Below are 23,016 nucleotides of genomic sequence, written 5' to 3'. Positions count from 1 at the left end.
GGACGCCTGCCATGTGATTCGCTTCTTGTGGTCATCTTCGTACCTCGCGGCACATCAGCCTGCCGCGGTAGCTCCCTGTTCATGTCGTGGGCGTCGACCACAAGGGGGAAGACATGTACGCGAGCCAGGAAAGCAACGACGCCGAGGCGTGGGCAGGCCATGCCTGGCCCCGGCAGGCCGTGGCGATCGTGGGCACGGGCTGCCGGCTCCCGGGCGGCATCAAGGACCTGGAAGGGCTGTGGCACGCGCTGATGCGCGGCGACGACCTGGTCGGCACGGTGCCGCCGGACCGGTTCGAAGCCGATCGGTACGTCGACGAAAGCATCCCGCGGCCGAACCGGAGCTACACCCGCGCCGGCGGCTTCCTCGACGACCTCGCCGGCTTCGACGCCGCCTACTTCGGGATCTCGCCGAAGGAGGCCGCGGCGATGGACCCCCAGCAACGGCTGATGCTGGAGATGACGGCCGAGGCCCTCGACGATGCCGGCATCGACCCGGCGCGGCTGGCCGGCAGCGACACGGGGGTCTTCGTCGGCGTGTCCGACCCCTCGTACGGGGCGCTGCAGGGAATGGAACCCGGCTCGGTCGGCCCGTACACGATGTCGGGATCGGCGCTGTCGATCGTGGCCAACCGGTTGTCGCACGCCTTCGACCTGCGCGGGCCGAGCATGTCCATCGACACCGCGTGCTCGTCCTCGCTGCAGGCCGTCGAGCGGGCCTGCCGGACGCTGGCCGACGGCTCCTGCCGGGTGGCGCTGGCCGGTGGGGTCAACGTGCTGCTCAATCCCATGTCCTTCGTCGGGTTCAGCCAGGCGTCGATGCTGTCGCCGACGGGCCGGTGCCGGGCCTTCTCCGCCGACGCCGATGGGTTCGTCCGCGCCGAGGGCGGCGGCGTGGTCGTGCTCAAGCGGCTGGCCGACGCGCTCGCCGACGGCGACCGGGTGCACGGCGTGATCGTGGGGGCCGCCGCCAACAACGACGGCCACACGGTGGGGCTGGCGCTGCCCAACGCCGAGGCGCAGGAGGCGCTGCTGCGGCAGGTGTACGACCAGTGCGGCGTCGGCCCCGACGAAGTGGTGTACGTGGAGGCGCACGGCACCGGCACCCAGGCGGGCGACCCGGCCGAATGCCGGGCACTGGGGCGGTCGCTGGGCATGCACCGGGCGGCCGGCGCGCTGCCGATCGGCTCGGTCAAGACGAACCTGGGGCACCTGGAGCCGGCCTCCGGCATGCCGGGGCTGTTCAAGGCCCTGCTGGTGCTGCGGCACCGGACGATCCCGCCCACGCTGCACGCCGCCTCGCTCAACCCGGCCATCGACTTCGACGGGCTCGGGCTGAGCGTCGTGACCCGGCCGCGGGCGCTGCCCGAGACGAGCGGGAGGATCGTCGCGGGGGTGAACTCCTTCGGGTTCGGCGGCGCGAACGTACACGTGGCCCTCACCGCTCCACCCGCCCCTCCACCCGCCGCCCCGCCCGGTCGCTCCGAGGCGACGGCCTCGCCCGGTCCGCGGGCCGAAGCCGCCGGGGGGCTGCCCTTCCTGGTGTCGGCGCGCAGCCCGACGGCGCTGGCCGAGGCGGTCACCCGCGCCGTCGAGCAGTTGGAGTCCGTGGACGAACAGGACTTCTACCACCTGGCCTACACGGCCGGCCGGCGACGCGCCCCGCACCCGCACCGCGCCGTGGTGCTGGCCTCATCCGCCGCCGAAGCGGCGCTCGGCCTGTCGGGCCTCCACGCCACCCCGGACCAGCCCGCCCACGACCAGCCCGTTCCTGTGACTTCGCACGCCGGCGTGTCCCGGGCGGTGACCGGGGAGGCGGTGGAGCGGGGACGTGTGGCGCTCGTGTTCTGCGGCAACGGATCGCAGTGGGCCGGAATGGGCGCCGACCTGCTGGCCGACGAGACCTTCCAGGCGGTCGTCGAGGAGGTGGACGCCGAGCTCACCCCCAGGCTGGGCTGGTCGGTGCTGAAGGAGCTGGTCTCGCCGCCGGAGCAGTGGCGGCTGTCGGCGACCGAGATCGCCCAGCCCTTGCTGTTCACCGTCCAGGCCGGCCTGGTGGAGATGCTCGCCGCGGCGGGCGTGCGGGCGGGCGCGGTGCTGGGCCACAGCGTGGGCGAGGTGGCCGCCGCGTACTCCTCCGGAGCACTGTCGCTGAGCCAGGCGGCCCAGGTGATCGCCGAACGCGGCCGGGCGCAGTCGGCGACACGCGGGCAGGGCCGTATGGCCGCGGTCGGGCTGCCGGAGACGGCGGTCAGGCAGGTCCTGGCCTCCTATCCGGAGCTGGAGATCGCGGCCGTGAACTCCGACAGGGACGTCACGGTGAGCGGGCCGGGGGAGTCGCTGCGCTTGCAGGGCCACGACCTGGCCGCGCGTGAGGTGTTCTTCCGCGAGCTGGACGTGGACTATCCCTTCCACAGCTCCGCCATGGACGGGGTGCGCGAGACGTTGTGCGCGGCGCTGGCGGGCCTGCGGCCGTCGCGGGTGCGGATCCCGATGCTGTCCACGGTGACGGGCGACGTCCTGAGCGGCGAGGAACTGGACGCGGACTACTGGTGGCACAACGTGCGCCGTCCGGTGCGGTTCGCGGCGGCGGCGGAGCGGGCCCTCGCCGACGGGTTCGACGTGCTGGTGGAGGTGGGCCCGCATCCGGTGCTGCAGTCGTACCTGCGCCGGGTCTCGGGCGCGGGCCGCGTACGCACGGCCGTCGTCCCCACGCTGCGCCGTCCGGAGCCCGACCGGCGGCCCGACGTGGCGCCGGCCACGGTGGACGGCGCCGGTGCCGGGGCCGCCGCGGTGCGGCGGGCGGTCGCGCAGATCATCGCCGCCGGAGGCGAGATCGACTGGGACCGCTACTTCCCCCGCCGCGGCGAGGTGCGGACGCTGCCGGCCTACCCATGGCAGCGGCAGCGGCATTGGACCGGCGACCCGCTCACGTGGGCGCACACGATCGGCGATCCGGTGATCCGGCATCCGCTGCTCGGCCAGCGGCTGCCGACGCTCGCCCCCGCCTGGTACGGGGAGATCGACCAGGTACGGGTGCCCTGGGTCAACGACCACCGGGCGGGCGGGGTGGCGGTGATGCCCGCGACCGGCTACGTGGAGATGGCGCTGGCCGCCGGCCGGCTGGCCATGCCGGAGGCCGGTGAGGCGATCGAGGTCGACCAGGTCGTCATCAGCCGTGCCCTGGCGGTGCCGGGGCCGAGCGCGGAGCAGGTGTGCGTACAGACGTCGCTGTCGACCGAGACGGGTGTGCTCACGGTGGCCAGCACGACGCTGCGCGGGCAGCATCCGCGCGAGCACGTCCGGGCACGGGTGCGCCCGCTGCTGCGCCAGGCCCCGCCGCCGCTCGACGTGACGGCGTTGCGCTCCCGCATCGGCACGCCGGTGGACGTGCCCGGCTACTACGCGCGGGCCGCGGAGGGCCGCATGGTGTGGGGGCCGGCGTTCCAGGTCCTGACGGGGCTGTGGACGGCGGAGGACGAGGTGCTCGCGGCGTACGCGTGCCCGCAGCAGCGCGACGAGCGCTACCAGGCCCATCCGGTGCTGCTGGACAGCGGGTTGCAGGCGGGGGTGGTACGGCTGGTGGAGGCGCTGCGGTCGGGCACCGGCTACATGCCCGCGGCGATCGGGGCGGTCCGGTTGTGGACCCGGCCGGACCCGGAGGGCATCCTCCACGTGCGGGCGATCTCCGGCAGCGTCGAGGAGGTCTGCTGGGACATCACGGTGGCCGGCGCCGACGGCCGGGTGGCGGTCGAGCTGGAGGGCGTCAGGCTGCGCCGTACGCCCGGCGTCCACGCCACGCCGGTCAGCCGCTACCACGTCGAGCTGCGGGCGGCGCCCCGGACCGGCGAGCGGGCGGGACCGTGGCCGGTGGCCGAGCCCGAACGCCTCCTGGCCGGGGCGGCCGAGCGACTCGCCGCCGTACGGACGGCCTGGCGGGACCTCGGTCACGGCGCGTACGCGGCGCGACTGGAGGAGACCTTCGCCCGCACACTGACCACCGCCCTCACCGAACTGATCACCCAGCCCAGGACGACCGCCACGACTGACCTGACCGCCACGACCGGGCCGGTCGAGCCGACCGCGTCGGCCGAGGCCGGCGGCGGTGGCGGTGCGCGCCACCTCAGCCTCGACGAGTTGCTCGCCGTCTGTGCGCAACCGCATCACCGGCGCATGCTGCGAGCAGCACTCCCGCTGCTGGAACGCCACGGCCTGTTGGAACGCCACGGCGAGCGGGAGTTACGACTCGCGCCGCCCGCCGGGAATCCGGTCGAGTCGTTGCGCGAGCTCATCGCGGGGACTTCGTTCACGGCGCAGACGGCGCTGGCGGTGCGGGCCGGTTTGCACCTGCCCCGGCTGTTGCGCGGCGACCTGGCGGCGGCCGACGTGCTCGCCTCCGGAGGCGCCGCCGAACTGCTGGACCAGGTCCACGACATCGGGCCGGTCAGCTTGTTCGCCAACCGGATCGCCCGGGCGCTGGTGGAGCAGATCGCCCGGCAGTGGCCCGCCGACCGGCCGCTGCGCATCCTGGAGGTGGGCGCGGGGACGGGCGGCACCACCGCGTCACTGCTGCCGGTCCTGCCGGCCGACCGCACCCGCTACACGGTCACCGACGTCGCCGAACCGGCGCTGGCCCGGCTGCGGCAGCGCTTCTCCGAGGTGGATTTCGTCGAGTACGGTCCGCTCGACCTGAACGGCGACCTGACCGGGCAGGGACAGCCCGCGGGCGGCTACGACCTGGTGGTCGCCGCCGGCTGCCTGCACCTGACCCGGGACGTGACCGCCACGCTACGCGGGCTGGCCACGCTGGTCGCGCCCGGCGGCAAGGTGCTGATCGTCGAGCCGCACCGGGTGGAGACCCTGCTGCCGACCCTCGGCCTGACGCCGGAGTTCTGGGATTACGCCGACCTCGACGTACGGCCGGACTCGCCGTTGCTGTCGAGGCGGCGATGGCCGAGACTGCTGGCCGAGACCGGCTACACCGGCATCGTCCAGACGGGTCCAGAGGACGATGCCGAGACGGACGCCTTCTCGGTCATGCTCGCCGGCGCCCCCTTGATCGCTGCTGCTGATCCGCCACCCGACCCCGCGACCGGCGGCGGCGGCGCGTGGATCGTGATCGCCGAGGACGAAAGAGACCCTCTGCCCGCCGCACTGGCCTCGTCGCTGGAAACACACGGCGCGCACGTGAGCGTCTCACCACTCGGCGACGACCCGGCGGCGTGGGCCGCCCGGATGCGCCGATCCCCTGAGGGTGTCACCCTCGCGATCGTCCTCGGCGACCCGACCAGCGCGGACCCGACCAGCACGGGGTCGTCCAGCGTGGGGCCGTCCGACGTGGGGTTGTCGGAAGCGGTTGCGGCGGAGACGGAGGGGTTGGGGGAGCCGCGGGAGTCGGGGGCGGGCGTGTTGGGGGCGGAGGTGGTCGTCGGGCAGATCACCCGGCGGGCCGCCCTGCTGCGCGCGATCGCGCTGGCCTGCGAGGAGCTGCCCCCCGACCTGCGGATCACCCTGTGGCTGGTCAGCCGCCCCTGCGGGGCGCTCCCCGAGCCCGGCCCGGCGGACGGACCCGTTCATCCGCAGGACGCGGCCACCTGGGGGACCGCACGCTCGCTGGCCAACGAGCAGCCCCGGCTCGAGATCCGGCGGCTGTGCCTGCACCGCACCGGCGCGGACGGGCACGACGCGGCGCGGCTGGCGGCCGAACTCCTGGCACCCGGTGACGAGGACGAGATCCTGCTCACCCGCCGGGGCCGTTTCGTCCCGCGCCTGGTCAGGACGCCCGCGCCCACCGCCCCGATGGCGGCGGGGCAGGGCGCCTTCCGCCTCGCCGTGTCCGACCCCGGCCTGTCGTACCGGCTGGCCTGGGAGCGGGCCGAGGTGCCCACGCCGGGCCCGGGACAGGCGCTGGTCGAGGTACGGGCGATCGGGCTGAACTACCGCGATGTGATGTTCGCGGTGAACCTGCTGCCGACCGAGGCGGTCGAGGCCGTCTTCGGCGGTCACGAGCTGGGCCTGGAATGCGCCGGGACCGTCCTCGCCGTCGGGCCGGAGGTCACCCGGCTCAAGCCCGGTGACCGGGTGATGGCGCCGGGGCCCGTAGGGTTCGGCAGCCATGCCCTGATCGAGGCGGCGGCGGCCGGTCACGTCCCCGAAGGGCTCACGTTCGCCGAGGCCGCCACCCTGCCCATGGCCTTCTCCACCGTCTTCCACTCGCTGCACCACTGCGCCCGCGTCAAGGCGGGAGAGACGGTGCTGGTCCACGGGGGTGCGGGCGGCGTCGGGCTGGCCGCGCTGGAATACGCCCGGCTGGCCGGCGTACGCGTGATCGCCACGGCGGGCAGCCCGGCCAAACGTGACCTGCTGCGCGCGCTCGGCGTCGACCACGTCCTGGACTCGCGCAGCGTGCACTTCGCCGAGCAGGTCAGGGAGCTGACCGCGGGCCGCGGCGTGGACGTCGTGCTCAACTCGCTGGCGGGCGAGGCCATCAGCCGCGGGCTGGAGTGCCTGGGACACGGCGGCCGGTTCGTCGAGCTGGGCAAGCGCGACATCTACGAGAGCGGGCACCTGCCGTTGCGGCCCTTCGGCGACAACATCTCGTTCTTCGGCGTCGACGTCGGCACGCTGATGTGGAAGAACCCGGCCCTGACCGCCGAGCACGTGGCGGCGTTCTCCCGCCTGAACGACCTCCGCCCTCTGCCGCACACGGTTCATCCCGCCGGGCGCGTCGCCGACGCCTTCGCCCTGATGCGGCACTCCCGGCACATCGGGAAGATCGTCGTCGCCCTCGACCCGCGCGACGACCCGGTCATGGTGCGGACGTGGCCCGTCCGGCCACCTCGCAGCTCAGACGGCACCTATCTGATCACGGGGGGCCTGACCGGGTTCGGCGCGGCCACCGCCCGTCATCTCGCCCGGGCGGGAGTCCGCCACCTGGCGCTCGTCGGCCGCCGTGGCCCGGACACCCCCGAGGCGCCCGCGCTGCTGGACGAGCTGAAGGGCCTCGGGGCGCAGGCCCGCGCGTACGCCGCGGACGTCACCGACCGCGACGCCATGCGCGAGATCCTGCGCGAGCTGGACACCGGAGGCCACCCGGTACGCGGGGTCGTGCACGCCGCCATGCACCTCGACGACGCCGCGCTGGCCGACCTCACCGACGACCGGATCCGGGCCGTGCTGCGCCCCAAGGTCGCCGGCGCCCTGGTCCTGGACGAGCTCACCGACGGCCTGCCCCTGGAGGCGTTCATCCTGTACTCGTCCCTGACCACGATCGGCAACATCGGCCAGGCACCCTACGTGTCGGCGAACCTGTTCCTGGAGGCGCTGGCCCGCCGGCGCAGGGCGCGGGGCCGGCCGGCGCTGGCGGTCTGCCTGGGCGCGCTCGCCGGAACCGGCGTCCTGGCCCGCGGCACCCAGGCCGAAGCCCTGGCCAGGCTCGGCATCGAATCCCTGACCGCGGGCCGGGCGCTGGCCGCCGTCGACGACATGCTCGGCGAGCAGGCCGACGTCGCGATCGTGGGCCGCTGCGACTGGGCCCGCATGCGGCAGGCGCTGCCCGGACTGCGCAGGCCGTGGCTGTCGGCCGTGCTCCCGCCCGGCACCGAGCACGACCTCGACACCGGCGACCTGCTGGCGAGGCTGGCGGCGATGAGCGGCGAGGAGGTGCACTCCTACGTCGCCGAGCAGATCACCGCACTGCTGTCCACCGTGCTCCTCACCCCCGCCGCCGACATCGACCCCGACCGGCGGCTGGACGAGTACGGCATGGACTCGCTCATGGCCACCGACCTGCTGGTGTCCATGCGGCACCAGTTCGGCGTGGACATCCCGCCCATGGAGCTGATCCGCGGCACCGGGACGATCACCGACATCACCCGCACGGTGCTCCTGCACCTCGGCCTGCGTACCAGCCGGCCGGTCTCCCCGAAAGACACGCCATGACCACCGTCCACACCCGGCTGGCCGGCGTGGCCGCCCACCTGCCGCAGGCCACCATGAGCACGGCGGAGCTGGAGGACCGGCTCGCCGAGCGCAACCCCGCCCTGGAACTGCCCCGGGGCGTCATCCACGCGGGCAGCGGGGTCCGGCGGCGGAACATCGCCGCGCCGCACGAGAAACCCTCGGACCTGGCCGTCCACGCCGCCCGCCGGCTGCTCGCCGATCAGGGCCTGCGGGCGCACGACCTCGATCTGATCATCTTCGCCGGCGTGACGATCGACATGATCGAGCCCGCCACCGCGCACGCCGTGGCGGCGAAGCTCGGCGCCGGCTGCCCGGCGTTCGACGTGCGCAACGCCTGCAACAGCGTGCTGAACGCCATCCAGATCGCCGACGCGCTCATCGCCACGGAGCGTCACCGGCGCGTGCTGATCTGCTCCGGCGAGATGGCCACCGCGTTCATGCCGTGGACGCTGTCCGGAACCGAGGAGTTCTTCACGATCGCCGCCGCCTACACCGTCGGCGATGCCGGGGCCGCCCTGCTGCTGGAGCCCGCGACGGAGCCGGGCGTGCTCGGCCACCGGTTCACCGCCCACTCGGCCGGCTGGGAGGCGGCGACCGTGCGGGTCTCGAACCTGACCACCGACCCGGCGGCCGACTGGCCGGTCATCCGGCCGCTCACCGTCAACGCCGTCGAGCTCGCGCACAGCATCGAGCGAACCGACCTCACCCTGTTCCACAAGTCGCTCACCGAACTCGGCCTGACCTGGGACGACTTCGCGGCCATCTGCGTACACCAGGCGTCGCTGCCCGCGCTGTGGAAGTTCTGCGACCACGTCGGAATCCCCCCGGACAAGGTCGTCGTCACCATCGCCCAGCACGGCAACCTCGTCGCGGCCACGCTGCCCGTCCAGCTCGCCCAGGCGGTCACCAGCGGGCGGGTGCGACGCGGCGACCTGGTCGCCCTGGTCGGGCTGGCCAGCGGGTTCAGCGCCGGCATCGCCGTGGTGCGGTGGTGACGCCGATCCCGCCCGCCCGCCCCGCTATTCGCCGATCTTCTTGGCGTACAGGGTGATCAGCGTGTCCTGGCCTTCCTGGAGGTTCATGGCGACCACGTCCGGCAGCTTCTTCTTCACCGCCGCGACTTCGCCCGGGGTCTCCTCCTGCTCGGGCGGGTCGCTCTCGTCGGGGCTGCTGGTGGCGGTGGGCGTGGCCTGGACGGTCGCGGTGACCGCCGTGACCCGGAGCCTGCGATGAAGCCGAACTGGCGCGGCGTTGACGCAGGCGGGCGCGATGGTGATGGGGTCGAACCAGCCATCAAGCCCACAAGAAAGGTGAACCGACCATGGTGAACGCTCGGTGGCGAACCTCATCCCTGCCGGCGCGGGCGGCGTTGCTCCTGCCCGCGTTGGCCATCGCGGCCGTGGCGACCGCCACGCCGTCGAACGCGTCCAGCGCGGCGCCTGAGCGCGAGTGCCAGATCGTGCTCGGCCCCGCGCCGGCGGCCGGCGAGGCCTCGCCGGTGCTCTCCCAGAAATGTGCCTCATCAGGCGAGCGGCTGGCCGCGCCCGCGGCCGACACGCTCCTCATGACGTGGTACGAGAACTTCAACTACGGCGGGGCCTCCACCAAGATCTACGGCTCCGGCGGCCCCTGCGACACGGGAGGCTATGGCATCGCCAACGTAGGACCCGCCTGGAACGACCGGATCAGCTCGTTCAAGGTCTTCAACAACTGCAACTACTCGTCGACCTTCCAGCACGAGAACTGGGGCGGGCTCTGCTTCGAGGGGTACGGCAGCATACCGTCGAGGGCGCCGATCACCAGCTCGCTCTGGATCTCCAGCGGCAGGTTCGCGTGGGACCTCTGCGACGGACCACCGCAGTAGCCGCCTGACGCACGGTGGCCGGGCGCAGACCGCGGACCACCCGTCCGGCCGCGTCACGAACCGGCCCCGCGCACCCGGATCCGGCGCCACCGTACGTCGATGCCCTGCCCGTCGAGCGAGCGGCTGCGACCGTCCCGGATCGGCAGCATCGTCCAGATCCCGAGCCCGACGACGACGCGTTCGGGGATCAGGGTGCCGTGGGCCTGGTAGATCTTGTGGCCGTCCACGTGCCAGGCCGCGGTCGAGGTGCTCCGGTCGAGTGTGACCTCGCACGTGCGCAACCGGGTGAAGCCGTCGTCGAACTCCTCGTACGGCGACTCGGCCACGTGGTAGAACGGCTCGTTCGCACCCCACGCGCCCGGTTGCTCGTGCAGGGCGAGCACGCGGGTGGAGGTGCCGCAGACGGCGAACACGCGCTTGCTCACGTCCAGATCGAAGACGTGGAAGGCGGCCATGCCACGTCGGTAGTCCGCCGGCTGCCCGCCGATGTTCTCGATCGCGAGGTCGGCGGCGAACGTCGCGGGCCGATCCGGGAGCGGCAGACGCGCCGGCGTCCAGTACGCGGAGTTCGGGCGGGCATCGCGCGTGGCGGGGGCGTTGGTCGTCCGGGTCACCGGGCCACGGCCAGGCGGTAGCCCTCGTCGGCGGCGAGGAGGTTGCGATGGGTGTCGTCCGCGGTGATGACGCCGCCGTCCAGGACGAGGACGCGGTCGGCGGCGTCCAGGAGGGCCGGGCTGCTGGTGATCACGATCGTGGTGCGGTCGCGGCGTAGCTCCGCGATGTTGCGCGCGATGAGCTGTTCGGTGACCGCGTCGACGGCCGTCGTCGGGTCGTGCAGGACCAGGATGTCGGGGTCGGCGGCGAGGGCGCGAGCCAGGGACAGCCGCTGGCGCTGCCCGCCGGAGAGGTTCGCGCCGCGGTCGCGGACGCCGTAGTCGAGTCCTTCGCGGTGGAGGGCCACGACGTCGGTCAGCATGGACGCCTCCACGGCCTCGGGCACCATCCGGCCGGCGCCCGCCGGGTCGATGTTCGTGCGGAGGGTCCCCGCGAAGATCTCCCCGTCGTACGGGTTCACCAGCAGGTGCTCGCGCACCGCCTCGATCGACAGGTCCGCCAGCTCCCGCCCGCTGACCCGCACCACCCCCTCATACGAGCCGGGCGGGACGTTCACCGCCAGGATCGACGCGAGGTCGGCCGCCGCGCCCGGCCGGTAGGCGGCGATCGCCACGAACTCGGCGGCGGACACGTGGAACTTCAGCTCGCGCAGGGCCCCGTATCGGACGCCGTCGACCTCGAGGTCCCCGCCCGCCGACGGGCGCTCCGGCCCCGGGGTCATCACCGGAGGCGCGGCCAGCACCAGCGCCATCCGCTCGGCCGACGCGCGCGCGATCATCACGTACTTCGGCATCTCCGAGAACAGCCTGAGCGGTTCCATGATGAACTGTGCCAGCCCCACGGCCATGACGAGTTCCCCGATGGAGATCCGGCCGTCGAACGCCAGCCAGCCCGCCGTCAGGGTCACGGCGGTGGCGAGGATCGCGTTGAGGGCCAGCGCGGTGCCCGCGTACGCGCCGTTCACCCTGGCCACGGTGATCGCCTGGCGCTTCGCCTCCGTGCTGACCTTCCGGTAGGACAGGAACGCCGCGTGGTTGCCGCCGAAGCCGTGCAGCGGGCGCAGACCGATGATCAGGTCGGCGACCTTCGCGCCCGCCCGCGCCACCCGGGCCTGCTGTTCGCGGGTGCTCGCGCCGATCCGCCGGGACATCACGCTCAGGATCGACAGGATCGCGGTGGTTCCCACGATCACCAGCAGGCCGAGCTGGACGTTGGCCAGGCCCAGCGCGACCGCCGCGACCAGCACCGCGACCACCGAGCTGATCAGCAGCGGCACCACCTCGATGATGTCGGCGGTCTGGTCGGCGTCCTCGGTGGCGATGGTCAGGACCTCGCCGGACTTGAGGTCGACGTCCCTGGCCACCGGCTGGAGACCGCAGGCCGCGACCCGCACCCGCCAGCGATGGGCCTCGGTCGTGTTGGCCTTCTGCAGGATGCGCATCCCGAACCGCCACGACAGGGACACCGTCGTGATGATCACGGCCAGCGCGGCGATCGACACGGCGAGCGAGCCGAGGCTCCGGTCCCGCAACGTGTGCTCGACGATCAGGCCGAGCGCGATGGGGAAGGCGGTCTCGCCGGCCTGGTACATGCCCATGAGGACGGTGCCCCAGGCCATCGCGCCGGCGTTGCGCCGCAGCGCGGTCCGCAGGATGCCGGGTCCCGTGCGGGACCTCTGGTCGTCAGGAGTTGTCATCGAGATGCCGGGCGATCGCTTCCGGGGTGCGCAGGGCGAACAGATCACGGACGGTGATCACGGGACCGTACTCGCGGCGTAGCAGCCCGATCAGCCGCACCGCCAGCATGGAGTGCCCCCCGAGGGACATGAAGTCGCTCACCGCGCTCACCTCGTCGTCGTCCAGATCCAATGCCTCGGCGAAGAACTCGCACACCGCGATCTCGGTCTCGGTCACCGGGTCACGCTCGCCCGACGTGGTCAGCGCGCCCAGCGGCCTGGCCTCCGGCAGCGCCTTGGCGTCGGCCTTCCCGTTCACCGTCAGCGGGATGGCGTCGACCTGGGCGTAATGGGTGGGGCACAGGTAGTCCGGCAGCCCGGCGCCCACCTCCGCGGCGACCGTCGCCAGGTCGGAGCCCTCCAGGACGAGGTACGCGGCCAGCCGGTACGCGCCGTCGACCCGCGGATCGGGCTGGGCCACCGCGGCGGCGAACCGTACCGCCGGGTGCGCCTCGAACGCGGCCTCGACCTCGCCCGGCTCGACCCGATGCCCCCGGATCTTGACCTGCTGGTCGGTGCGGCCCAGGTACATCAGATTCCCGTCCGGCCGCCGGAGCACGAGGTCCCCGGTGCGGTACATGCGCTCGCCCGGTTCGTCGAACGGGCACGCGACGAACCGGTCCGCGGTCTGGGCCGGCTGGCCGAGGTAGCCGCGCGCGATGCCGATGCCCGACACGTACAGCTCGCCGGGCACTCCGTCCGGCACGGGCCGCAGCCACGGGTCCAGCACGTACACGCCGGTGTTGTCGATCGCCACGCCCACCACCGGATCATGGCACTCGAACGTCCCGACGCCGAGGGTGTTGATGGTGTATTCAGTGGGTCCGTACAGGTTGTAGCCGACCGTTCCCTCGGTCTCGGCGAGCCGGTGCCACAACGTCGGGGTGACCGCCTCACCGCCCAGCAGCACCAGCGCCGGCCGCCGCGCGGGGTCGTCGAGCAGCCCCTCGGCCACGAGTTGCTGCGCGTAGGTGGGGGTCACGTTGATGACGTCGATCCCGTGCTCCAGGCAGTACTCGACCAGCCGGGGCGCGTCGCGCCGCAGCTCCTCGTCGCAGATGTGCACCTCGTGGCCGTCGGCGAGCCACAGGAGCTCCTCCCACGACATGTCGAACGCGAACGACACGGTGTGCGCGATCCGGAAGACCCGGTGGGCGTGCTCCGCCAGCACCGGCTCGAAGATGCGGCGCTGGTGGTTGATCAGCATGTTGGTGAGCCCGGCGTACTCGGTCACCACGCCCTTGGGCTTCCCGGTCGATCCGGAGGTGTAGATCGTGTACGCGGGGTGCCGCAGGCGGTCCGGGTCGTCCGGAGTGAACGACGCGAACGGCTCGGCCTCGGGCAGGGGGCGGTCCAGCTCGATCAGGGCACCGGTCAGCCGGGGGGAGACGGAGCTCACGGTGAGGATCACGTCCGGGCGGGCGTCGGCGACGATCGCGGCGATCCGCTCGTCCGGGTGGTCCAGCTCCAGCGGCACGTACGCGGCGCCGACGCGCAGCACGGCGAACAGCGCCACGATCGAGTCGACAGAACGCGGGATCGCCAGGCCCACGGTCATCTCGGGGCCGACGCCGCGCCGGGCGAGCAGCCCCGCCACCGCGCGGCTGCGCTCCTGAAGCCGGGCGAACGTCATGGTCCTGCCGTGGGCGACGAGCGCGACCCGCCGCGGGCTGCGCTCGGCCGCCTGGTCGAACCGGTCGACCACGGTGTCCGTGCCGACGTCCGTACGCTCGGCCGGCTCGGGCTCCGGCCCTAGGCCCCGCAGCGCGCCCACCGGCCCGGTCGAGCGGGCCACGTCGTCGAGCACGCGCAGGTAGTCGTCCAGGAGGCGACCGGCGCGCTCGGCGTCGTCGTCGCGATGCTCCAGCTTGACCGTGAGCCGGTCGCCGGGCGTGACGACCCAGGTGAACGGGTAGTGCGTGGAGTCGTCGGCCTGCACCGAGGTGATGCCGTGCCTGGCGTTCATCGTGGCGAGCGCGTCCATGTCCAGGAAGTTCTGGAGCACGAACAGGTTGTCGAACAGGGTGTCGTGCCCGCTGGCCCGCTGGATCTCGCCGAGCCCCAGGTGCTCGTGCTCCATCGCCGCGACCCTGGCCGCCTGGACGGCGCTCAGGTAGTCCCGCACCGTGTCGTCCGGCTGGGCTCGCGTCCACATGGGCACGGTGTTGAGCAGCACGCCGACGATGCCGGACAGGCCCTCGCCCTCCCGGCCGGAGACGGTCACGCCGAACACGGCGTCGCTCCGGCCGGTGTGCGCGCCCAGCAGCAGGCCGAACGCGCCGGTCAGCACCGAGTTCAGCGTGACACCGTGGGTCCTGGCCGCCTCGCGCAGCAGGGCGGACCGTTCGGCCGACAGCGTGCGCACGAGCGCGTTCGGCAGGTCGTCCGGAAGCGACGGTGACGGTCCGGCGAGCAGTGTCGGGCCGGGCAGACCGGTGAGGTGCTCGGCCCAGAAGCGTTCCGACACGGAGAGGTCCCTGGCGTCGAGCGCCCGGGCGTAGCTCTCGAAGCTCGGCGTGGCCGGCGCCGGGTCCAGCGGCTCTCCCGCGACGACGGCCTCATAGGCGTCGAACAGGTCCCGCAGCACGATCTCGCGTGACCAGCCGTCCCACAGCAGCAGGTGATAGCTCAGCAGCAGGCCGTCGCGGTCGCCGGGCAGGCGCACCACGGTCAACCGGATCAGCGGTGGAGCGCCCGGGTCGAAGCCCGTGTCGCGGTCCTGGAGGCGCAGGGCCTCGGCGTCCGCGTCCGTCGCCAGGACGACCGTGCGGACCTCGATCGGACGGGCCGCCGAGAGGACCTGGACCGGGTCGCCGGCCGCGTCGGTGGTGAAACCGGCGCCCACGACCGGGTGCCGCGCGATCACGTACGCCATCGCCTCGGCCAGGGCGCCGGTGTCCAGCCGCCGGTCGAAGGTGAAGTAGTTCTGGGCGACGTAGTGTCCGGCCGGGCCCGCGAGCTGGGCCTGGAAGAACAGGCCCTTCTGGAGCGGGGTCACCGGCGCCGTCCACTCGGCCGTCGCGGCGGCGTCCGCGACGCGCTCCAGGGCGCGCCGCCAGTGTCCGGTCAGCTCGTCGGGGACGCCGTCGGCGAGGGTGAAGGCCGCCCGCAGGCTTCCGGAGGCCGCGTCGATCCACGCGTTGACCTCGACGGCGTAGGGACTGCCGGGGTCGCCGCCGGTGATGTGCAGGGCCTGGGACTCGCTGCCCCGGCCGAGGTAGTTGAACAGCACCTGCGGGCGCGTGCTCAGCAGCGGCGCCGTCTGCGGATCGAGGTATCGGAGCTGACCGTAGGCGACGTGCGCGCCCTCGTCCGGCTGGCGTTCGGCGACCTCGCGCGCCGCCGCGACCGGGTCGGTGTGCGCCGTGAGCCGCACGGGCGCGATGGAGGTGAACCAGCCGACCGTGCGGGTGTAGTCGTGGTGTTCGAGCACCGGGACGCGGCCGTGCCGCTCCAGCTCGATCGCGAGATCGGTGGGCGACGGCTGGATGGAGGTCAGCGCGGCTCGCAGCGCGCCGCACAGCAACTCGGTGAGCCCGACGCCGAGCGCGGCCGGCGCGGTACGCGTCACGTGGGCGGTCACCTCGGGCGTGACGTCCACGGTGATCTCGCGCTGCCCTGCGATCGCGGGCAGCAGCGCGGGCGCCTCGAGCGTGGTGACCCAGTGCCCGAGGCCGTCGATCACGTGGGCGGACCGGGTCGTCAGCGCGTCGGCGTACTCGGCGTACGACGTGGTCGGCGGCGCCAGGGACGCCCCGCGCATGGCGGCGGCCAGGTCGTCCAGCAGGATCAGCCAGGACACCGAGTCGACGGCGAGGTGGTGCACGGCGACCACCAGGGTCCGGCTCGCCGCCAGCCACGAGAACGCGATCATCTCCCCGGCCTCGGGGTCGAGCCGGCCGGCGGCCTCGTTCGCCGCGGTCGTCGCGTCGGTCTCGTCCGTCAGGGCCACGGAGACCTCGCGGGCGGGTCCGGTGCTCAGCGCCCACACCCCGTGCTCGACGCGCAGCCGCAGCCGGAGGGCCGGGTGCGCGGCCACGACGGCGTTCGCGGCGCGACCGGCGTCGGCGAACCCGCTTCCCTCGGGTGCCACCAGCGTCCTGGCCTGGGCGAACCGGGCGAGGGAGCCGCCCAGCTCCCGTTGGCGCAGGATGATCGGGGTCGGTGCCAGCGGCCCGTCGGCGCGGGCGGGCGCGGCCCCCGTGGCTCCCGCGGCCGGCGGGGTGCGCGTCACCAGGTGCCCGGCGAGCGCGCGCGGCGTCCTGTGCAGGAACACGTCCCGTGGGGTGATCGGCAGGCCGAGGGCTCTGGCCCGGTTGACCACGGTGATGGCGATGATGCTGTCGCCCCCGGCCCCGAAGAAGTCGGTGTCGTCGTCCACCTCGCACCCGGGGAGCGCCTCGGCGAAAACGCCGGCCAGCGCGGCCAGCGCGGAGTCACTCGCGAGCGCCGGGACGTCGTCCCGCGCGGCGCGCTCGCTCAGGGCCTGGCGGTCCAGCTTGCCGTTGACCGTCAGCGGCAGGGCGTCGACCCGCAGCACCGAGGCCGGCACCATGTACGCGGGCAGCTTGGCCGACAGGAGGCCGGTGAAGTCGCCGGGCACCCGGCCCACGACGTGCGCGACCAGGTGATCGCCGCTGGTGGCCACGCTGGTGGACACGGTGACGGCCACGTCGATCACGCCGTCGAGCTCCCTGATCGCGGACTCCACCTCGCCGAGCTCGACGCGGAAGCCCTTGAGCTGCACCTGATCGTCCGCCCGGCCGGCGAACTCCAGCTCGCCGCCGAGCGTGCGGCGGGCCAGGTCGCCCGTGTGGTACATGCGGGAGCCGTCACCCGCGAACGGGTTCGCCACGAACCGGCCCGCGGTGAGCCCCGGCCTGCCCAGGTAGCCGAGCGACACCTGGTCGCCGGCGACGTAGATGCCGCCCACCCGGCCGGGCGGCACCGGCCGGAGCCGGTCGTCGAGCAGGTAGGTGACCAGGCCGGGGATCGGGCTGCCGATCGGGCTCACGTCGCCGTCGCCGGCGAAGTCCTCGTCGGTCAGCACCCGGTGGGTGACGTGGACGGTGGTCTCGGTGATGCCGTACATGTTGACCAGCTCGGGTGAGGCGGTGCCGTGCCGCTCGACCCAGCCGCGCAGCCGTCCGAGGTCCAGCTCCTCGCCGCCGAAGATGATCCGGCGGAGCGCGGTGACCGGCTCGCCGGCGTGCCGGTCGGCCTCGATGAACTGGTAGAACGCCGACGGGGTCTGGTTGAGCACGGTCACTCCGCGCTCGCGGACCAGCCGGTGGAAGTCGACCGGGGAGCGGGTCAGCCCGTACTCGGGCACCAGCAGCTCACCGCCGTGCGCCAGCGCGCCCCACAGCTCCCACACCGCGAAGTCGAAGGAGGAGGAGTGGAACTGGACCCACACGTCGTCCGGCCCGAAGCCCATGTCGGGCCGGGTGTTCGCGAGCAGCGTCACGACGCTGGAGTGCGGGACGACGACGCCCTTGGGCCTGCCGGTCGACCCGGAGGTGTAGATCACGTACGCCGGGTCGTGCGGGCCGACCTCGGGCGCGGTGGTGTCCAGCGGCAGGTCGTCCCCCTGGACGAGCACGCGGGCCGGCACACCGGCCCTGGCCGCCAGCCTGGTGAAGCGGTTCCGGTGTTCCCGGTCCACGAGCACGACCTGCGGGGCGGCGTCGGCGAGGATGTACTCCAGCCGTTCGTCCGGGTACGCCGGGTCCAGCGGCACGTACGCGCCGCCCGCGGTGACGATCGCGACGAGGGCGACGACCTGCTCAAGGGAGCGCGGGACGGCGACGGCGACCCGCCCGCCCGGTCCGGCCCCGGCCGCGCGCAGCGCCGCGGCCAGCTCGTTCTTCGCCTCCGCCAGTTCGCCGTAGGTCATCGACCGGGTGCCACCGCCGAGACCGCACTGGGTGACGGCGACGGCGGCCGGGTCGCGGGCCCTGGCGGCGTCGAACAGCCCGCCCAGGGTCGTCGGCGTGATCCGCGCGGGCGGCCGGGCGCGGCCGGGCACCGGCTCGTCCGGCCGGGTGAGCAGGCCGGTCAGGGCCCGGGTGAACGTGCGCAGGATCGCCCGGGCGGGCGTCTCCCGCAGCAGTTCGCCGTCGTAGATCAGGTTGAACCTCGGGCGGCCGTCGAGGGCGCGCTCCACCACGAGCGTCAACGGGTAGTGCGGGGCGCCCTCGTTCACGATGCCGGTGATGATGACCTCGTCGCCCGGCCTCCGCAGGCTCTCCACCTCGGTCGCGAGGTCGAACACCACCAGGGTGTCGAACAGGGGACCGCTACCGGCCCGGCGGCCGATCCTGGTCAGGGAGACGTGCTGGTGCGGCAGCACCGCGCTCTGGTGGTCCCGCACCGAGGCGAGCAGCTCGCGCGCCGTGGTGGCGCCGTCCCATCGGGCGCGCACGGGGATCGTGTTGATGAGCAGCCCCACCATGTCCTCGATGCCGGGCACCTCCGCGTCCCGCCCGGACACCGTGGAGCCGAACACCACGTCCTCGCCGTGCAGGATGCCGCCCAGCGTCACCGCCCACGCGCCGTGCACGGCGACGCTCAGCGGCACGCCCGCCGACCGGGCGGCCGCGTCGATGTCTTCGTCCGGCTCGACGGCGGTCTCGGCGAACCGGCCGGACGGGGTGTGGCCCTCGGCGACCAGCGAAGGGCCGGGCAGATCGGCGAGCTGATCGCGCCACACCCGGTCGCTCTCGTCGTCGTCGCGTGCGGCGAGCCAGCGTACGTAGTCGGAGAAGTCGCCCTTCGGGTGCACGGTGCCCGGCGCGTGATACTCGGCCAGCAGCGCGCGCAGCATCGGGGGCACCGACCAGCCGTCGGCGACGATGTGGTGCACGGTCTGCACCAGGACGCTCCGGCCGGCGCCCCTGCGGACGAGGGTGTAGCGCATCAGCGGGCCGGCGGCCAGGTCGAACCCGGCGCGGCGGTCCCGCTCGGCGAGGTCGCGGATCTCGTCGTCGGTGCTGCCGGGGCGCTCCAGCGTGGTGAACGGCGCCTCCACCCCGCTCTCCAGCACCGAGACCACGCGGCCGTCGGCGAGGGCCACGAACCGCGCGGCCAGGTTCGGGTACAGCGCGAGCAGCCGGGTGGCCGCCGCGGCGAGCCGCCCGGCGTCCACGTCGCCGTCCAGTGTCAGCACCTGCTGCTCGACGTAACTGCCCGCCGAGTCGTCGTCGAAGACCGAGTGGAAGTACAGGCCCTCCTGCAGCGGGGTCAGCGGCAGGATGTCCCGCAGCGCCGGGCCGTCCAGGGCGTCGACGTCGGCCTGCGCGAGGGACACCGCGCCGAAGTCGCTGGGGGAGTGGCCGCCCTGGTCGAGCGCGGCCAGCCCCGCCAGGGCCCCCCGGAAGTACGCCCCGATCGTCGCGACGTCCTCGCCGGTGAACATCCCCTCGGGCCACGAGATGGTGGTGACCAGCTCGTACGCGCCGGTCGGGCCGGGTTCGGCGATCGCGTTGAACTCCAGGACGCGTGGCAGGCGCATCCTGGGGTCGCGTCTCTCGCCCAACTGCCCGGTGGCGCCCGCGAGCCGCCAGTCCCCGGCCGCGCCCGCGTCGAACCGGCCCAGGTAGTTGAACAGCACCTGCGGGGCGGGCGTGTCGAACCCGGCGCCGGTCAGATACCGCAGGGCGCCATAGGACACGCCGTTGCCCGGCACCCGGGCGAGGTCCTCCTTGACCGACTTGAGCGCGCCGGCCAGGTAGGCGGGGGCGGTGAAGTCGGCCGTGGCGCCCGGGTCCACGGTCACCGGGAACAGCGTGGTGAACCAGCCCACGGTCCGCGACAGGTCCGGCTCGAAGCCGGCGGCGCCGGCCACGAACCGTCCTTCGCGGCCGTGGCCCTCGAGTTCGATGTGCGCGAACGTCTGATCCTGCCCGAGGTCGCGGCGCCACCGGGCGAGGGCGACGGCGAGCGCGGTCAGCAGCACGTCGTTGACGCCCGCGTGGAACCTCGCGGGAATCTCGCCCAGCAGCGCGGCGGTGACCTCGGGGCCGACCGAGACGGACCGGACCCTCTCCCGCGCGACGGTGTCGGACGCGGACAGGGGACGCCTGCCCAGCGGCAGGTCCGCTCCCGGCAGGGGACGCCGGAAGTGGTCGCGGTCGGTGTCGAACGCCGCGCGCTGCAGCAACTGCGTCCAGCGCCGGAACGACGTGCCCACCGGAGGCAGGTCGATCGGCGTGCCGGAGGTGAGCTGCCGCCACGCCGTGGCCAGGTCGTCCATCAGGACCCGCCACGACACGCCGTCGATCACCACGTGATGGGCGACCACGACCAGTTGCCGTGCCTCGCGCCGCCAGACGGCGCGGAGCATCACGCCGTCGTCCGGGTCCAGCCTGCCGATGGCGAGCTCGACGCACTCCTCGAGCGGCAGGTCGCTGCTCTGCCACCCCGCGACGACCTGGTCCGCCTCCGGGATGTCGAAGCCCCAGCGGGCGCCGCGCACCAGCCTGGCGCGCAGCATGTCGTGCCGCCTGACCACGGCGGTGAGCATCTCGTCGAGGGCGCCGGCGGTCAGGCCGGCCGGCGTGTTCAGCACCACGGACTGCATGAACCCGTCGATCGCGTCCGTGTGCTCGCCGAGCCACTGCACGATGGGCGCCCCCGCGACGGGACCGGTCGCGACGTCCTCACGGTCCACGGCGGAGACGTCGTCACGGCTCGCCACCGCCGCCAGCGCCCGCACGGTGCCGGTGGCGAAGATCTGCGCCGCCGTGACGTAGAGGCCCGCGTCGCGCAGCGCGCTCAGCAGCGAGATCGCCAGGATGCTGTCTCCGCCGAGCCTGAAGAAGTTCTCGTCGGCCCCGACGTCGTCCAGGCGTAGCACCGACGCGACCGCCGCGCTCACCAGGCGCTCGTTCTCGGTGGCGGGCGCGACGAACGGGCCCGCCCCGATCACCGGCTCCGGCAGCGCGCCGCGGTCCAGCTTGCCGTTCGGGGTGAGCGGGAACGCCGCCATCACGACGATGTGCGCGGGCACCATGTACTCGACCATGTGCTCGGCGGCCCACGCCTTGACCTCCTCGGCCCGCAGGTCCTCGCTCCCGGCCGCCGGGAGCACGTACCCCACCAGGTAGGTGCCGCCCGCCGCGTTCTTCTTCGCGATGACGCAGGTGTGCCGTACGCGGGGGTGCTCCGCGAGACCGACCTCGACATCCTCGATCTCCAGCCGCATGCCGCGGATCTTGATCTGGTTGTCGGCCCGGCCGAGGAAGTCCAGCGACCCGTCCGGGGCGAACCGCGCGAGGTCGCCGGTCCGGTACAGCCGGGACCCGTCCGCGGCGAACGGATTCGCCACGAACCGGGACGCCGTCAGGCCGGGGGCGTTGACGTACCCGCGTCCCAGGAGGAAGCCGCCCGCGTACAGCTCGCCGCCGACGCCGACCGGGACCGGGCGCAGCTCCTCGTCCAGCACGTACAACTCGGTGTTGGGGTTGGCCTTGCCGATCGACGTCGACAGGCGTTCGGCCGCGCCTCGGTAGATGACGTGCGAGATGCCGATCGTCGTCTCGGCCGGGCCGTAGCCGTGGTACATGGGGATGTCGAGCCGGGTGCGGAAGCGCTCGTACAGCTCGGGGGTCAGCACCTCGCCGCCGCACCACACGTGTTTCAGGCTGTCCAGCCGCCCGGAGTCGCCCGCGATCTCCAGCAGCACGTCCAGCATGGACGACACCAGGTAGGTGAAGGTGACGCGCTGTTCGGCGATCACGCTCAGCAGGTGGTGCGGGTCGCGTTCGCCGCCGGGCCGCAGGACCACCACCCTGCCGCCGCACACCAGCGGCAGGAAGATCTCGTTGATGGAGATGTCGAACGACAGCGGCGCCTTGAACAGCGACGCGTCGCCGTGACCGAAGCCCAGGATCTCGTTGACCTGCCACAGCAGGCGCTCGCTGATCGCCTCGTGCCGGATCATCGCGCCCTTGGGCCGCCCCGTCGAACCGGAGGTGAAGATCACATACGCCAGGGCGGGTCCGGGGACGGCGACCTCGGTGCCCTCGGTGGGATACGAGCCGAACCGCCAGTCGCCGAGGTCGACGGCCACGGCCTCCGGCTCACCCGCGTCGTGCTCGCCGGATTCGTTGAGCTGCACCACGACGCGGGCGTCGTCGATGACGACCGCGCGGCGCGCGGCGGGCCACTGCGGGTCGAGCGGCACGAACGCGCACTCCGCCTGGAGCACGCCGAGCAGGCCGATCACCATCTCGGCGGAGCGGTCGAGCGAGATGCCGACGATCTGCTCGGCGGTGAGCCCGCGCTCGATCAGGTGGTGGGCGAGCTGGTTGGACAGCCCGGCCGCCTCACGGTAGGTCAGCGACCGGTTCTCGTCGACGATGGCGACGGCGTCCGGCCTGGTCCGGACCTGCTCGCGGAACATCTCCACGATGGTCGGGCGGACCCGGTCGGCCCTGGTGTCGTTCCATCCGGCCAGGGCTTCGAGCCGTGCCGTCACGCTGGAAGGGCCGATGGTGCCGATGGGCCGGTCCGGGAACTCGGCCAGGTCGTCCAGCGCGAGCCGCGCGTCGGCCGGCACGACGCCCTCGGGGACGGTGATGCTCCGGCCGTCCGCGCCGACCTCCCAGCCGCGAACCCCGCCCCCGCCGTTGTCGACCCATCCGAGGACGTCGGCGAACATGGTGCCGGGGGTGAGGTCGAGGCTGTCGGGGCTCTGGCCCGTCGCCCAGTAGGCCAGCCCGATGGCGCACGCTTTGGTGATGGTGATGTCGGCATGTTCGCCGGTCCGCCGGCGCACGTCGGCCAGGCGCTCGGGAGAGAGCAGTATGTGACGAGTGCTCGGTTCCATCATCGAAGAC

Annotated in this window: 7 protein-coding genes; 3 read left to right on the top strand and 4 right to left on the bottom strand. The window is 73.4% G+C overall.

The features are described 5' to 3' along the window. The first annotated feature begins 113 nt into the window (after positions 1–113). Together AB0I15_RS36230 and AB0I15_RS36225 are read left to right on the top strand one after the other, a co-directional pair. A complete protein-coding gene (locus AB0I15_RS36230) occupies positions 114–7,940 on the top strand; it encodes an SDR family NAD(P)-dependent oxidoreductase (protein WP_358105770.1) in 7,827 nt (2,608 codons plus the stop codon). Beyond that, positions 7,937–8,956, top strand: a complete 1,020-nt coding sequence (locus tag AB0I15_RS36225) for a ketoacyl-ACP synthase III (protein ID WP_358105767.1) — start codon at positions 7,937–7,939, stop codon at positions 8,954–8,956. Before AB0I15_RS36230 ends, AB0I15_RS36225 begins: the two co-directional genes overlap by 4 nt. Before the next feature lie 24 nt (positions 8,957–8,980). Here the strand turns inward: AB0I15_RS36225 and AB0I15_RS36220 are convergent, their stop codons facing one another. Continuing rightward, the gene (locus AB0I15_RS36220) at positions 8,981–9,310 is read right to left on the bottom strand and encodes a hypothetical protein (protein WP_358105764.1); all 330 of its coding nucleotides are present in this window, start codon (positions 9,308–9,310) and stop codon (positions 8,981–8,983) included. Between AB0I15_RS36220 and AB0I15_RS36215 the strand changes: the two genes are divergently transcribed. Then, the gene (locus AB0I15_RS36215; RefSeq protein ID WP_358105761.1) at positions 9,283–9,825 is read left to right on the top strand and encodes a hypothetical protein; all 543 of its coding nucleotides are present in this window, start codon (positions 9,283–9,285) and stop codon (positions 9,823–9,825) included. The two genes, AB0I15_RS36220 and AB0I15_RS36215, sit on opposite strands and share 28 nt — an antisense overlap. Positions 9,826–9,878: 53 nt before the next feature. Here the strand turns inward: AB0I15_RS36215 and AB0I15_RS36210 are convergent, their stop codons facing one another. The 3 genes from AB0I15_RS36210 to AB0I15_RS36200 are packed head-to-tail and all read right to left on the bottom strand — an operon-like array spanning position 9,879 to position 23,006. Then, positions 9,879–10,439, bottom strand: coding sequence for a DUF6081 family protein (locus AB0I15_RS36210; RefSeq protein ID WP_358105758.1), 561 nt, complete (start codon positions 10,437–10,439; stop codon positions 9,879–9,881). After that, the gene (locus AB0I15_RS36205; RefSeq protein WP_358105755.1) at positions 10,436–12,136 is read right to left on the bottom strand and encodes an ABC transporter ATP-binding protein; all 1,701 of its coding nucleotides are present in this window, start codon (positions 12,134–12,136) and stop codon (positions 10,436–10,438) included. Before AB0I15_RS36205 ends, AB0I15_RS36210 begins: the two co-directional genes overlap by 4 nt. Further along, complete coding sequence (locus AB0I15_RS36200) at positions 12,123–23,006, bottom strand: amino acid adenylation domain-containing protein (protein WP_358105752.1); 10,884 nt, start codon at positions 23,004–23,006, stop codon at positions 12,123–12,125. The genes AB0I15_RS36205 and AB0I15_RS36200 overlap by 14 nt, the downstream gene beginning before the upstream one ends. Positions 23,007–23,016: the final 10 nt, after the last annotated feature.

The sequence above is a fragment of the Nonomuraea sp. NPDC050643 genome (assembly GCF_040654715.1).
In the GTDB taxonomy this organism is placed as follows: domain Bacteria; phylum Actinomycetota; class Actinomycetes; order Streptosporangiales; family Streptosporangiaceae; genus Nonomuraea.
The sequence above is the reverse complement of the archived record's forward strand: the minus strand, read 5'-3'. Positions and strand labels throughout refer to the sequence as shown.